At 71.2% G+C, this 16,040-nt stretch carries 2 protein-coding genes; both read left to right on the top strand.

The window, feature by feature from the left end; translation table 11 throughout:
* The first annotated feature begins 17 nt into the window (after positions 1 to 17).
* On the top strand, positions 18 to 14,804 hold the full coding sequence (locus tag GKQ77_RS02955) for a non-ribosomal peptide synthetase (RefSeq protein WP_308117530.1): 14,787 nt from the start codon (positions 18 to 20) through the stop codon (positions 14,802 to 14,804).
* 209 nt (positions 14,805 to 15,013) lie between these two features.
* On the top strand, positions 15,014 to 16,040 hold a 1,027-nt coding region (locus tag GKQ77_RS02950; RefSeq protein WP_258020765.1), incomplete at its 3' end, for an NYN domain-containing protein.

The following is a 16,040-nucleotide window of genomic DNA, read 5'->3' as shown; positions in this document are numbered from 1 at the left end:
TGGAAGGAAACAGCAAAGTGACAAAGCCTGGATTCGTCGATATCTGGCCGCTGTCGCCGCTTCAGAAGGGCATGCTCTTCCACGCCCTGTACGAGGAGCAGGGCGCGGACGTGTACGTCATCCAGATGGCGCTCGACCTGCGACGCGCACTGGACGTGCCCGGGCTGAGGAACGCGGTGGCCGGTGTCATGGGCCGCCACGAGAATCTGCGGGCCTCTTTCCGCAACCGCAAATCGGGAGAGCCGGTCCAGGCCATCCTGCGTGAGGCGGATCCCGACTGGTCGCAGACCGACATCAGCCACCTGTCGGGCGACGAAAGAGAGGCGGAGCTGCGGCGGTTGCTGGAGGAGGACCGTACCCGCAGGTTCGACCTGTCCCGCCCCCCGCTGAGGTTCTCGCTGATCCGGCTCGCGGAGCAGGAATACCGTTTCGTCTTCACCGCCCACCACATCCTGCTCGACGGCTGGTCCATGCCGTTGGTGCTCGGCGAGCTGATGGCCCTGTACAACAACGGCGGTGACACATCGAAGCTGCCGCCGGTCATCCCGTACAAGGACTACCTCGGCTGGCTCGCGGGACAGGATCGCGACGAGGCCGAACGGGCCTGGAAGCAGGCGCTGGAAGGGACCGACGGGCCGACCCTGATCGCCGGGTCCCGTTCCGCCACCGGCTCGGCACTGCCCGACACACTGATCGAAGAGGTCTCCCCCGAACTGTCGGCCGCACTGGTCGAGCGGGCCCGCTCCCTGGGGCTGACGCTCAACAGCGTGATCCAGACGGCCTGGGGCATGGTGCTCGGCGGGCTGACCGGACGCGACGACGTCGTCTTCGGCGAGACCGTCTCAGGACGCCCGCCGGAGCTGACCGGCGTCGAGCAGATGGTCGGCCTGTTCATCAACACCCTGCCGGTACGGCTGCGGATCGACCGCGCGCTGTCGCTCGGCGACCACGTGCGCCGGCTCCAGGACCAGCAGGCGGAACTGATCGCCCACAAGCACCTGGGGCTGGCCGAGATCCAGCAGCTCATGGGCGGTGGGCCGCTGTTCGACGCCATCACCATCTTCGCGAACTACCCGATCGACACCGACGCCCTGCAGACGTCCGCCGAGGGCATCGGGGCGGTCGCGGCCACGACCGTGGACGCCACGCATTACGCCCTCAACCTTGAGGGAACCGTCCGTGGCGACCGGATGACGGTCCGCCTGGACCACCGGCCCGACCTCTTCGCCAAGGGTGCCGGACGTGAAATCCTGGACCGCCTCCTGCTGCTCCTGGCGGCCTTCGCCGCCGACCCGGGGCAGGCCGCGGCCGCCGTACCGCTGTTCACGGCCGAGGACCGCGAGCGCCTGGTGACGCCCCGGAGCGCCGACGGCGCCCCGGCCACGACGGCCACGGCGGCCCCAGTGTCCCCGGCGGGGACCGGCGAGCCTCGTGACGAGCGCGAGGCGCTGCTGTGCCGGCTGTTCGCCGAGGTGCTCGGGGTCGACTCGGTCGCGATCCACGAGAGTTTCTTCGAGCGCGGCGGCGACAGCATCAGCTCGATCCAGCTGGCACACCGGGCCCGGAAGGAAGGCGTCGCGCTGACCCTGCGGGAAATCTTCGAGCACCGGACTGTCGCCCGGCTCGCCGCTCTCTCCGGCGCCGCGCCGCAGGCTCCGGTGGTCCCGGACGACGGGGTGGGCCCGGTGGCGCTCACACCGATCATGCACTGGCAGCAGAGCCAGGGCGGTCCCGTCGACGCCTTCAACCAAACCATGACGGTGCCGGTCCCCGCGGGGCTGGACGAGACGAAGGTGCGGGCGGCGGTACAGGCTCTGCTCGACCACCACGACGCGCTGCGCATGCGGCTCAACAGCGGCCCGCAGGGCGGCTGGGAGCTGGAGATCGCAGGCAGGGGCGCCGTACGGGCCGAGGACTGCGTCCGCAGGGTCGAGGGAACGGACGAGGACGCGGCCCGGATACGTGCGGCGATGGAACGACTCGCCCCCCGGGAGGGGCGGATGGTCCAGGCGGTCTGGTTCGACTCCGGACCCGAGGCGGAGGGCCGGCTCGCCCTGGTGGTCCACCACCTGGCGGTCGACGGAGTGTCCTGGCGCGTCCTGCTGCCGGATCTCGAGGCCGCCCTCACCGCGCTGCTGGCCGGTGAGCAGGTGCGGCTGGAGCCGGTGGGGACATCGCTGCGGCGGTGGTCGCAGGCGCTGGCGCAGGAGGCGCTGTCCGAGAGCCGGGCCGGGGAGCTGGAGCTCTGGCATGAGGTGCTCCGGACGCCGGATCCGGTCCTGGCGGAGCGTCGGTCCGATCCCGCCCGTGATGTGGTGGGCGTGGGGCGTCAGTTGACGATGTCGCTGCCGGCCGAGGTGACGGAGGCGCTGCTGGGCCGGGTGCCGGCGCGGTTCAACGCCGGTCCGGACGAGGCGATGCTGACCGCTCTGGCCCTGGCGGTCGCACGCTGGCGGCAGGAAGCCGGCCGTGGCGAGGGTTCCGCCGTGCTGGTGGGCCTGGAGGGCCACGGCCGTGAGGAGTTCGCGGACGGCCTCGATCTGACGCGTACGGTCGGCTGGTTCACGAGCCTGTACCCGGTCGCCGTGGATCCGGGCGCGGGGTCCCAGGCCGAACTGTGGGCCGGTGGTCCGGCGCTGGGTACGGCGTTCAAGGCAGTCAAGGAGCAGCTGCGGGCGATCCCGGACAAGGGGATCGGCTATGGGATGCTGCGTCATCTGAACCCGCGTACGGGACCGGAGCTCGCGGGTTACCCGGAGCCGCAGATCGGTTTCAACTACCTCGGCCGGATGGGGACCGCGGACGCCGGGGAAGCCGCCGGGGACACCGCGCGCGTACGCGACCTCACGGGCGCCGGAGACGCGGCGATGCCGCTCGCGTACACCCTGGAACTCAACGCGGCGGCCGTGGAGTACCCGGAAGGACCGCGTCTCGTCGCGTCGTGGACCTGGTCCGGCGAACTGCTCTCCGAGGAGGAGGTCCGGAAGATCGCCGACCTGTGGTTCCAGGCCCTGGAGGCCCTGGCCCGCCACGCCGCGAGCCCGGACGCCGGCGGTCTCACCCCCTCCGACCTTCCCCTGGTGACGGTCACACAGGAGGAGATCGACCGGCTCGAGTCCGCGCCGGGCGGGCTGGCCGACATCCTGCCGCTCTCACCGCTCCAGGAAGGTCTGCACTTCCACGGGCTGTTCGACGAGGCGGCGTCGGACGTCTACACGATCCAGGCGGTACTTGAACTCAAGGGCAGCGTCGAGGCATCCGCGCTGCGCTCGGCCGCACGGGCCCTGCTGGCCCGCCACGACAACCTGCGCGCGTTCTTCGTCGAGGGCGAGGCCGGCCGGTCTCTGCAAGTCGTGCCGCGCGAGGCCGAACTCCCGTGGTCCGAGGCGGACCTCACCGGGCTGGACGAGGACGCCGCGGCCGCCCGGCTGCGCACGCTGCTCGCCGATGACCGGGCCACGCGGTTCAGTCTGACCGAGCCGCCACTGATCCGCTGCACACTGATCCGTCTGGGCGCCGACCGTCACCGCTTCATCCTCACCGTCCACCACATCGCCGTCGACGGCTGGTCGATGCCGCTGCTCGTCCGCGAGCTCTTCGAGCTGTACGGGCTGTACCGGCGCGGGGACGATCACCGCGCGCTGCCGCCCGTCACGCCGTACAAGAGTTATCTCGGCTGGCTGGCCGCCCAGGACCGGAAGACCTCCGAAGAAGCCTGGCGCCAGGCGCTGGACGGCATCGACGAGGTGACGCTCATCGCGCCGGCGGCCGGCGGCAGCGTGCCGGCCGTCCCCGAGCGCTGGACCGCGGAGGTCCCGGAAGAGCTGTCGGACGCCCTGATCGCCGCGGCCCGGCAGCACGGCCTGACGGTCAACACTCTGGTGCAGGGTGCGTGGGGTCTGACACTTTCCGCGCTGACCGGCCGCGACGACGTCGTGTTCGGCGCCACCGTCTCCGGCCGCCCGCCGGAGCTCGGCGACGTGGAGAACATGATCGGGCTGTTCATCAACACACTGCCGGTCAGGCTCGACATCGACCACAGCCTCTCGCTGGCCGGGCTGTTCCAGCGACTCCAGGCCCAGCAGACGCAGTTGATGGCGCACCAGTACCTGGGGCTCGCCGATGTGCAGCGCCTGGCCGGGACCGGTGAACTGTTCGACACCCTCGTGGTCTTCGAGAACTATCCGGTGGAGACCGAGCCGCTGCGGCAGTCCGCCCAGGAGCTCGGCGTGGTCGACGCCGAGGTCCGGGACTCCGTCCACTATCCACTGGCCCTGCTGGCGACCCAGCGGGGGGACCGGATGACCGTGGACTGGTCGTACCGCCCGGATCTGCTGGATCTGAGCGAGGTTCGCACGACCGCCGAGCGCTTCCTGAGCGTACTGAGGGCCTTCGCGGCCGACGCCGGCCGGCCCGTGGCCGGGCTCGACCTGCTCTCCGGCCCCGAGCGGCAGCGTCTTCTCGTCGAGTGGAACGACACCGCGGCCGACGGCTCGGACAAGTCGGTGACGGAGCTGTTCGAGGCCCAGGTGGCCCGGACGCCGGAGGCCACCGCCCTCATCTGCGAGGACGAGGAGCTGTCGTACGCCGAGCTCAACGCCCGCGCGAACCGGATGTCGCACTGGCTGCGCGAGCGCGGTGCGGGGCCCGAGCAGTTCGTGGCCGTGAACCTGCCGCGCTCGGCCGACCTGGTAGTGGCGCTGCTCGCCGTACTCAAGACGGGGGCGGCCTATGTGCCCGTCGACCCCACGCTCCCGGCGGACCGGATCGCCTACGTGCTCCAGGACGCCGCACCGGTACTGACGCTGACCGAGGAGGAGATGGCCGGTGCGGACTTGGCCGCGTACCCGGACACCGATCCGGGACGGGTGAGGCTGCCGTCGCAGGCGGCGTACGTCATCTACACCTCGGGCTCCACCGGGCGGCCGAAGGGCGTCGTGGTGCCCGGTGGCGCGATGGTCAACCTGCTGGAGGCGGTCCAGGCACGCCTGCGGCTCACCTCCGCGGACCGGCTGGCCGCGGTGGCCACCGTCGGCTTCGACATCGCCGTCATGGAGCTCTACCTTCCGCTGCTCAACGGCGCGGCGGTGGTGCTCGCCGGGCCGGAGACGGTGAAGGACCCCGAGGAGCTGGCCGGTCTGATCAGCAGGACCGGTACGACCGTGATGGAGGCCCCGCCGAGCCTGTGGCACGCGCTGGAGAGCGCCGTACCCGAAGCGCTGCGCGGCCTGCGCAAGGTAACGGCGGGTGAGGCCCTCCCGGCCGACCTCGCCCAGCGGCTGTGCGCGCTGGGGGGCACCCTGACGAACCTGTACGGACCGACCGAGACGACGGTCTACTCCACGGGCACCGAGATCGACGGCGTCGCCCCTGTCACCATCGGCGGGCCGCTCACCAACACCCGGGTCCACGTACTCGACGCGGCCCTGCGCCCGGTCCTGCCCGGGGTGGCCGGCGAGCTGTACATCGCCGGCGCGGGCCTGGCCCGTGGCTACCACAACCGCCCCGCCCTTTCGTCGGAGCGGTTCGTGGCCGACCCGTACGGTCCGGCCGGTTCCCGCATGTACCGTACGGGCGACCTGGTGCGCTGGACCGGGGACGGGCGGCTGGACTACCTCGGCCGTACCGACTTCCAGGTGAAACTGCGCGGCTTCCGGATCGAACTCGGCGAGATCGAGGAGGTCCTGAACGCTCACGCCGACGTCGGCCGTGCCGTGGTGACCGTCCGGGAGGACCGCCCCGGCGACAAGCGCCTGGTCGCCCACGTGACACGGGCCGACGGACGCTCGGCGGACCCGGCCGTGCTGCGCGGACATGTCGGCGACGCACTGCCCGGCTACATGGTGCCGTCGGCTTTCGTGGTGCTGGAGCAGCTGCCGCTGACCCCGAACGGGAAGGTGGACCGCAAGGCCCTGCCCGCCCCCGAGTTCGGCGCGGACGCCGCCTCACGCACCCCGCGCACCGCGGCCGAGGAATCCCTCGCCGGTCTGTTCGCCGAGCTGCTCGGCGTGGAGCGGGTCGGCATCGACGACAGCTTCTTCGCGCTCGGCGGCGACAGCATCCTCACCATCCAGCTGGTCACCCGTGCCCGTAAGGCCGGACTCAAGTTCAGCCCACGCGACGTGTTCGCGTACAAGACAGTGGAGGCCCTCGTGGCAGCGGTGGAGGCAGCGGAGGAACCGGAGGCCCGGCCGGCGGTCGTGGCGACCGACGGCGTCGGGGACGTTCCGGTGACACCGATCATCGACTGGCTGCGTGAACTGGGCGGCTCCATGAACCAGTTCAACCAGACCATGTCACTGCCCGCTCCCGCGGGCCTGACCGAGGAGCTGGTGGCGAAGGCCGTCCAAGCCGTCCTCGACCACCATGACGCGCTCCGTATGACCCTGACCCGGATCGGCGGAGACATCGCCTGGTCGCTGGAGACGTCCCCGCCCGGCACCGTCCGGGCGGAGGACTGCCTGCGCCGCGTCGACCTGGACGTGCTCGTACGGGCCGGGGCGTCCGAGGCCGACCTCGACGAGGTCGGAGCCCGGGCGACGGCGGAGGAGCAGGCGCTGCTCGACCCCGACTCCGGCGAGATGCTCCGGTTCATCTGGTTCGACATGGGGCCGGACGTGCCCGGCCAGTTGACGGTCGCTGCCCACCACCTGGTGGTGGACGGGGTGTCCTGGCGCATCCTCATACCGGACTTCGAAGCCGCCTTCCGGGCGCTGCTCGACGGCCACCCCATCGAACTGGAGCCGGTCGGCACCTCCTTCCGCCGCTGGGCCCAGCACCTGAACTCGGCAGCCACCGAAGCCGGGAGGCTCCAGGAGCTGTCGCTGTGGAACGAGACGCTCTCCTCCCCGGACCCGCAGCTCACCACCCGCCCGCTGGACGCGGCCCGCGACACGGTCGGTACGGCGTCGGTGCTCAGCGTCAGCCTTCCGCCGGCGGTGACGGAGCCTCTGCTCGGCCGCGTCCCGGCCGCCTTCAAGGCGGGCATCAACGACGTGCTGCTCACCGCGCTCGCCATCGCCGTCGGCGACTGGCGCCGGCGCCACGGCCGCGGTGACAGCTCCTCCGTCCTCATCGACCTGGAGGGCCACGGCCGCGAGGAGATCATCGACGGCGTCGACCTGTCCCGTACGGTCGGCTGGTTCACCAGCAAGTACCCGGTGCGTCTCGACCCCGGGGAGCTGCCCGCCACCGAGCTGTTCGGCGGTGGTCCCGCCGTCGGCGCGGCCCTCAAGCGGATCAAGGAACAACTGCGCGCCATCCCCGACAACGGCATCGGCTACGGGCTGCTGCGGCATCTCAACCCGCAGACCGCCCGGGTGCTGGCCAGGTACCCGGAGCCGCAGATCGGCTTCAACTACCTGGGCAGGCTGGGCGCCGCCGCACAGTCGGACGACCCAGCACGTCCCGTCGTACAGGACCTGGCGGGCGCCGCCGAAGCGGCTATGGCGCTTCCGCATCTGCTGGACATCAACGCCCGTACCGTTACGCATGCGGACGGCCACTGGCTCGCCGTGTCGTGGACCTGGCCGAAGGAGCTGTTCCCCGAGGAGGAGATCCGCGAGCTCTCCCAGGCGTGGTTCAAGGCCCTCGAATCGCTCGTCGCCCACGTCGAGGGAGTGCCGGACGCCGTTCTGAGCCCCTCGGACCTTCCTCTGGTGACGGTCACGCAGGACGAGATCGAGACGCTGGAGGCCGCACACCCCGGACTCCTGGACGTACTGCCGCTCGCACCCCTGCAGGAAGGACTGCTGTTCCACGCCCTGTACGACGAGGGCGGTACCGACGTGTACAACCTGCAGACGGCCCTCGACCTGCGGGGCGAACTCGACCCGGCAGTGCTCAGGGACGCCGTACGCGCGGTGCTCGGCCGTCACGACATCCTGCGTGCGGGCTTCCGCCCCGGCGCCTCGGGTCAGTCGCTCCAGGTCATTCCGCGCGAGCTGCAGCTTCCCTGGACCGAGGTGGACCTGAGCGGGCTCGGGGCGCAGGAGCGGGAGGCCGCGCTGGACCGGCTGACCGCCGACGACGTCGCCCGGCGGTTCGACGTCACCCGGCCGCCCCTGCTGCGCTTCACACTGATCCGGCTGGGCGAGGACGAGCACCGCCTGCTCTTCACCCACCACCACATCCTGCTCGACGGCTGGTCCGCCCCGCTGGTGATGGGCGAGCTCTTCGAGCTGTACGGGCGCCGGGGGGACGCATCCGGTATGCCCCCGGTGGTGCCGTACCGCGACTATCTCGGCTGGCTCGCCGGACAGGACCGCGAGGCGGCCGAGGAAGCCTGGCGGTCGGTTCTGGACGGAGTGGACGAGCCGACGCTGATCGCGCGGACGGGTACGGACCGGGCACCTGTGCGGTCCGCCGCCTGTGAGGTGCGGCTCTCGGAGGAGACCACCGCCGCCCTCGCCGCCCAGGCCCGCCGGCACGGGCTGACCAGGAACACCGTGGTGCAAGGCGCATGGGGGCTGCTGCTGAGCGGGCTCACCGGCCGGGACGACGTCCTGTTCGGCGAGACCGTGAGCGGCCGGCCGGCCGAACTGCCCGGCGTGGAGTCCATGGTGGGGCTGTTCATCAACACGCTGCCCGTACGGGTCCGGATCGAGCAGGGTGACAGCCTGCTGACTCTGCTGAACCGGCTCCAGGAACAGCAGCTCGACCTGCTCCCGCACAAGTACCTGGGCCTTGCCGACATCCAGCGGGTGGCCGGCTTCGGTGAACTCTTCGACACCGCCACCGTTTTTGAGAACTTCCCGGTGGACGCGGACGGACTCCAGGAGTCGTCCCAGGGCCTCGGCGTCGTCGACGCCCAGCTGGAGGAGGCGACCCACTTCGCGCTGGGCCTGTCCACGACGGACAACGCACGCTCGCTGGGCCTGAACGTCACCTACCGGCCCGACCTGTTCACCGAGGCCGACGCGCGGGAGTTCGGAGCCCGGCTGGTGCGGATCCTGTCCTCCTTCGCGGCCGACCCCGAGCAGCGGATCGGCGGCATCGACGCACTCTCCGCCGAGGAGCGCCACCGGGTGCTGGTGGAGTGGAACCGGACCGAACACGAGGTCGCGAGCGAGACGTTCCCCGCGCTGTTCGAGGCCGTCGTGGCCCGGCAGCCGCAGCGCACCGCGGTGATCGCGGGCGGCCGGGAACTGACCTACGCCGAACTCAACGAGCGCGCCAACCGCTGGGCACATGTACTGATCGGGCACGGTGTCGGCCCGGAGGACCGGGTGGCCGTCGCCGTGCCCCGTTCCCCGGAATGGCTCGCGATGACCCTCGGCGTCCTCAAGGCGGGCGCGGTCTACGTGCCGGTGGACCCGGGAAACCCGGCTGAACGCCTCGCCTTCCTCATCGAGGACGCGCGTCCCGCCCTGGTGCTGGTCACCGGGGGCAGCACCGTTCCGTCCGTGCCCGCCGGTGCGGCCGAGCCGCTGGTGGTGGACTCCGCGCGGACCCTGGCGGCGCTGGCGGACGCGGCGGCCACCGATCCCCGCGACACGGACCGGATACGTCCGCTGGACCCCGCCCACGCCGCGTACGCCATCTACACGTCGGGCACCACCGGCCGCCCCAAGGGCGTCCTCGTCCCGCACGCCGGCTTCGCGAGCATGGCGGCCGCGCACGCCGAGAATCTGGCCATCGACGCTGACTCGCGGATTCTCCAGCTCATCGCTCCGAACTTCGACGTCTCGGTGGCGGACTTCTCGATGACGCTGCTGAGCGGGGCGGCACTCGTCCTGCCGGAGGGCAACATCCAGCCCGTCGGTGACGAGCTGACGGCACTGATCCAGCAGAACGCCGCAACCCATCTCCAGCTGGCGGTGGGCACGCTGGCGACGCTGCCACCCGACGCCCTGCCTACGCTGCGGACCCTGGTGACAGGTGGCGAGCCGTGCCCGCCGGACCAGATCGCCCAGTGGTCCGTGGGCCGCCGGATGATCAATGCGTACGGACCGACCGAGACCATGGTGTGCGCCACCATGAGCCGCCCGCTGTCGGGCGCGGTGCAGCCTCCCATCGGCCGTCCGCTGTGGAACCGGCAGGTGTACGTACTGGACGCACACCTGCGGCCGGTCCCGGCCGGGGTGCCCGGCGAGCTGTACATCGCGGGCGCCGGGCTCGCCCGCGGCTATCTGGACCGGGCCGCGCTGACGTCCGAGAGGTTCGTCGCGAGTCCCTTCGGGCCGCCCGGTGGGCGCTTCTACCGCACGGGCGACGTCGTACGCTGGACCGCCGACGGCGAGCTCGAGTACGTCGGCCGGACCGACGGCCAGGTGAAGATCCGTGGCTACCGCGTCGAACTCGGCGAGATCGAGGCCGTCATCGCCGCCCGCGACGACGTCGAGCAGGTCGTGGTACAGGCCCGCCACAGCGCGAACGCCGGCCGCAGGCTCGTCGCCTACGTGGTGCCGGCCGCGGCGTCCGCCTTCGACGGCCCGGCCGTGCGCGACCATGTCGCGGCGGAGTTGCCCGAGTACATGGTCCCGGCCGTGGTGGTGGAGCTGGCCGAGATCCCGCTGACAGGACCCGGAAAGATCGACCACCGGGCCCTGCCGGAACCCGAGTTCCCCGGTGCGGCCGACGGCCGGGCCCCGCGCGACGACCGGGAGGAGACGCTCAGCGCGCTCTTCGGTGAAGTGCTCGGTCTGCCCGCGGTCGGCATCGACCACAGCTTCTTCGACCTCGGCGGACACTCACTGCTCGCCACCCGCCTGGTCAACCGGGTCCGTACCGCCTTCGGTGTGGAGCTGCCGGTGCGCGCCGTCTTCGAGGCGCCGACCGTCGCGGCCCTGGCCGAGCGCCTGGAGGGGGCCGAAACCGCCCGCCCGGCGCTGCGGCCCACCGAGCGGCCGGAGGAGATCCCGTTGTCCTACGCGCAGCGCCGGCTGTGGTTCATGGACCGGACGGGCGGCGGCAACGGTCACTACAACATCCTGCTGTCGGTCAGGCTGCTGGGCGAACTGGACACCGGGGCGCTCAGGTCCGCGCTGGCGGACGTCGTGACCCGGCACGAGAGCCTGCGCACCGTCTTCCCGGCCTCCGACGGAGTGCCCCGTCAGCACATCCTCGCACCCGGGGAAGTGGCTCCGTCGCTGATCCTGGGCGAGGTGGGTGCGGACGGACTGGACGAGGCCCTGGCGGCCGCTGCCGCCCAGGACTTCGACCTGTCGGCCGGTCTGCCGCTGCGCGGCCACCTGTGGCAGCTCGCCCGGCGCGAGCACGTACTGCTGCTGGTGCTTCACCACATCGCGGGTGACGGCTCCTCGATGGCCCCGCTCGCGCGGGACCTGGGCGCCGCCTACGAGGCCCGGATCGCGGGACGGGCCCCGGAGTTCGCCCCGCTGCCGGTGCAGTACGCCGACTACACGCTCTGGCAGCGTGCGGCCCTGGGCGACGAGGAGGACCCGGACAGCGCCGTCTCCCGGCAGCTGGACTACTGGCGGACGACTCTCGCGGACCTGCCGGAGGAGCTGAACCTGCCGTACGACCGGCCGCGCTCCGCGGAGTCGGGCAACCGCGGCGGGGAAGTCCCGCTGCACCTGTCCGCCGAACACGTCCAGGGCATCGCCAACTTCGCCCGCACGACCGACGCCAGTGTCTTCATGGTGGTGCAGGCGGCGGTCTCCGCCCTGCTGACCAGGCTCGGCGCGGGGACGGACATCCCGCTGGGGTCGGTGGTGGCCGGGCGTACCGACGAGGCACTCGACGAGCTCGTGGGCTTCTTCGTCAACACGCTCGTGCTGCGGACCGACACCTCGGGAGACCCGGGCCTGGCGGAGGTGGTGCGACGCGTCCGGGCCGGGAATCTGGCGGCGTACGCGAACCAGGAGGTCCCCTTCGAGCGGGTGGTCGAGGAGCTGAACCCGGTGCGGGTGGTGAACCGCAACCCGCTGTTCCAGATCGCCATCAGCTACCAGAACAACGAGGAGGCGACGCTGGAGCTGCCGCACCTGACCCTGGCGCCCCAGCCGCTCGGCTCGGACATCGCCAAGTTCGACCTCTCGTTCAACTTCGAGGAGGAGCGCGGCGCCGACGGTGCCATCACCGGGCTCGGCGGCGTCATCGAGTACAACAGCGGCCTGTTCGACGAGGTCACGGTGCGGGCCGTCGCGGACCGGCTGGTGCGGCTGCTCACGGAAGCGGTTCGTCACCCCGACCGGCCCATCAGCGGCTACGAGCTGATGTCGCCACAGGAGCGGCAGCTGCTGCTGGCGGACGTCAACGACACGTCCCGCGAGGTGCCCGAGGGCACCATCGCCGACCTGTTCGAGGCCCAGGTGTCCAGGACGCCGCAGGCCACCGCGGTGGCCGGCGACGGCACGACACTGACCTACGCCGAACTCGACGCCCGGGCCAACCGCCTCGCGAACCACCTCCTGGCGACCGGAGTCGGGCCCGGCTCCCCGGTGGCCGTGCTCCAGGAGCGTTCGGTCGACCTGGTGGTCTCCCTGCTGGCCGTGGCGAAGACGGGTGCGGCCTATGTGCCGCTGGACTCCCGGTATCCGGCGCCGCGGCTGGAGCTGATCGTCGAGGAGACCAAGTGCCATACGCTCCTGACCGACCGGGCCGCCTCGGCGACGGAGTTCCGCCACGACGCGAGGACCGTCGTGGTCGACGACCCGGCGATCCAGCTGGCGGACGCCACCGTTGCGGGCGCCCGGCGGTACGCGGGCGAACTGGCGCTGATCATCTACACCTCCGGCTCCACCGGGCAGCCCAAGGGAATCGGCGTCACCCACCGGGACGTGGTGGCCATGGCGAGCGACGAACACTGGCTGACGGGTCACGAAAGGCTGCTGGTCCATTCGCCCCAGGCGTTCGACGCCCTGTCGTACGAACTGTGGGCCGGACTGCTGGGCGGCAACCGGCTGGTGATCGCTCCCCCCGGCCAGTTGGACCACCAGGTCCTGAGGAACCTCGTCGCGGACCACGGCGTGACGGCCATGTTCCTGACCACGGCACTCTTCAACCTGATGGCAGAAGAAGGCCCCGACTGCTTCAGCGGCATGAGCACGGTCCTCACCGGTGGCGAGCAGGTGTCCCCGACCGCGATCCAGCGGGTTCTGGACGCCTGCCCCACGACCGAGGTGGCGCATGTGTACGGGCCGACCGAGACCACGACGTACGCCACCCGGTACGGCATGCGCTCGCCGCACCGTGTCGGCCAGACGGTGCCGATCGGCAGGCCCCTCGACAACATGCGCGCGTACGTGCTCGACGACCGGCTGCGGCCCGCGCTGCCCGGAGTCGCCGGGGAGCTCTACCTCGTCGGCACCGGAGTGGCCCGCGGCTACGTCGGCCGGCCGGGGCTGACGTCCGAGCGGTTCGTCGCGGACCCGTACGACCCGGCCGGCGGCCGGATGTACCGGACCGGCGACCTGGTCCGCTGGGACAGGGCCGGACAGATCGAATTCGTGGGCCGGGCCGACCAGCAGGTGAAGATCCGCGGACTGCGGATCGAGCTCGGCGAGATCGAGGCCGCGCTGGACGCGCATCCGGATGTCGCACAGGCCGTGGTGGTCGTACGGGAGGACGAGCCCGGCAGCAGGCAGCTGGTGGCCTATGTGGTGGCGACGGCCGGAGCCGGGACCCTGGACACGGCCGTCCTCAAGAAGGCGGTCACGGCGAGCCTGCCCGAGTACATGGCGCCCGCGGCCTTCGTGGTGCTCGACGCCCTGCCGCTCAACACCAACGGAAAGGTCGACCGCAAAGCGCTGCCGGCGCCCGAGTTCGGGGCGAAGACCGGCGGCCGGGGACCGCGCAGCCCGAAGGAGGAGCTGCTGTGCCAGATCTTCGCCGAGGTGCTGAAGGTGGCGCAGGTCGGCATCGACGACAGCTTCTTCGAGCTGGGCGGTGACAGCATCGTCTCCATCCAGCTGACGAGCCGGATCCGGTCGGTCTTCGGCGTCGAGCTGTCCAACCAGAGCATCTTCCAGACTCCCACGGTGGCCGGTATCGGGGAGCTGCTCGGTGTCGGGGCCCAGGAGCAGGGCAGTGGCTTCGAGGTGCTGCTGCCGCTGCGGGCCGGGGGAGAGCGGCCCCCGCTGTTCTGCCTGCACCCGGTCGGTGGTGTGGGCTGGATGTACACCGGACTCATGCGCCACCTGCACCGCGACTACCCGCTCTACGCCGTCCAGGCCAGAGGGCTCGCGCAGGAGGAGCCGCTGCCGGCCACACTGCCGGAGATGGCGGCCGACTATCTGGACCGGATCCGCGAGGTCCAGCCCTCGGGTCCGTACCACCTCCTGGGCTGGTCGATGGGCGCACTGCTCGCCCAGGAGATCGCTGTCCAGCTCCAGCGGCAGGGGGAGAAGGTCGCTCTGCTGGTCAACCTCGACCAGCCGCCCATGACCGAGGAGATGGTCGGCGGCGGGTTCGTGGCCGCCGACGACCAGAAGGTCCTTGCCGCGCTGCTCGACTTCGTCGGCCGGGACCCGGGCATGTTCGGCGACGGTCCGCTGGACCACGACGAGGTCATGAAGGTGCTGCGGGAGGAGGGCAGCGCGCTCGCCACGTTCGACGAGCCGCAGATCCTGCGGATCGGTGAAGTGACCAACAACAACTGGTCTCTCACCGTTGGTTACGTGCCCCCCGTGTTCGACGGCGATCTGCTGCTGATCGCGGCCACCGAGTCGGAAGAGCCCGGTGACCGGGTGGCCGAAACGGTCGAGCAGGTCGCGCCGTACATCGCCGGCCGGGTCGAGGTGGCCCGGATCCAGTGCGAGCACCGGCAGTTGCTGCAGCCCGGGCCCGTGGCCGAGATCGCCAGGGCGCTGCGCGAGAAGCTCCGCGAGCTGGAGGGCTGAGTCAGGGGCAGCGGCTCCCGGTCCGCTGCGGCGAGCCGGGAGCCGCTGCCGTTGTGCTCCGTTGCTGTGGTGATGCGCTGCCGTGTGATCCGCGCCGCCCGCCCGGCGAATCTCCCGATCGGCAGATGTGGCGAGGTGCCCATAGGCGGAAGTCTTGGACAGACGTCGACAGAAGCCGCGTGCGTGCGGTGAGGAAGAGGAAGACCGCCATGGCGAACTCGGCCGGCAAAGAGCGAATCCGGGAGATCCACCCGCACGTCGTGACGCGCAGTCAATGGTGGGCCAGATGGCCGGAGTGGTCCACGTACCTGGCGGTGCTGTGGTCGCTGCTCTACGGGGTGGCCGCGCTCTACTGGGCCCTCGGCGGCGAAGGCTACCCCTTCGAGCGTACGATCGACGACCGTTCCTCGGTGTCGATTCTGGAGCCCAGCCGGGCCGAGGTGGTCGCGCCGGTGATCGCGGCGTTCTGCGCCGTCGGCGTGGTCGCCGGCGTGCTGATGCTGCGGAACTGGGGGGCCGGCCGGTCCCGCAAGACGCTGCTGACGATCGGATGGGTCACGGCGTGCGTGCTGACCTTCCTGATCCCCGACTACTCGCTGCTGGGCCTGCTCGCGTTCTCGCCCGTCCTGCTGGTGTTCGTCTTCACGGGCGTGCCCGGTGAGCAGGACCTGGGCGACGTTCTGTACTGGCACCGCGGCAACCTGATCATCATCTTCATCGGCGGGCTGCTGTGGGCCGCCGCGACGCTGGCGTACCAGCGGCGCAGCGGTAGGCAGTGCGTGCGGTGCGGCCGTGGCGAGCGGGCGGCGGCGGCGTGGACCGAACCGGCGGCGGCGCTGCGGTGGGGGCGCTGGGCGGTGTACGTGGCGGTGATCTCGACGCTCCCGTACGACATCACCCGCCTTGCCTGGTACTTCGGCTGGCCGCTCGGGATCACGGACGAATTCCTGAAGGAGATGCAGGACACGCCCGGCATGATGGAAATGGGACTGGCGCTGGCGGTCGCCTCCACGCTGGGAAGTCTGCTGTCCCACGGCCTGGTCAGCCGGTGGGGCGAAGTGTGGCCGCGCTGGGTGTGGTTCAAGAAGGGCAAGCGGATCCACCCGGCCACCGCGATCGTGCCGGCCTCGATCGTGGCGGTGGTCCTCATCCCCGGCGGCCTGATGAACTTCCGCGCGTACGAGGCCGACATGTGGGGGACGACGGGGCCCGGGATGTTCTGGGTGGTGTGGGGGG

Source organism: Streptomyces anatolicus, from assembly GCF_019400875.1.
In the GTDB taxonomy this organism is placed as follows: Bacteria; Actinomycetota; Actinomycetes; order Streptomycetales; family Streptomycetaceae; genus Streptomyces; species Streptomyces anatolicus.
This window is presented reverse-complemented; position numbering and strand designations above follow the sequence as displayed.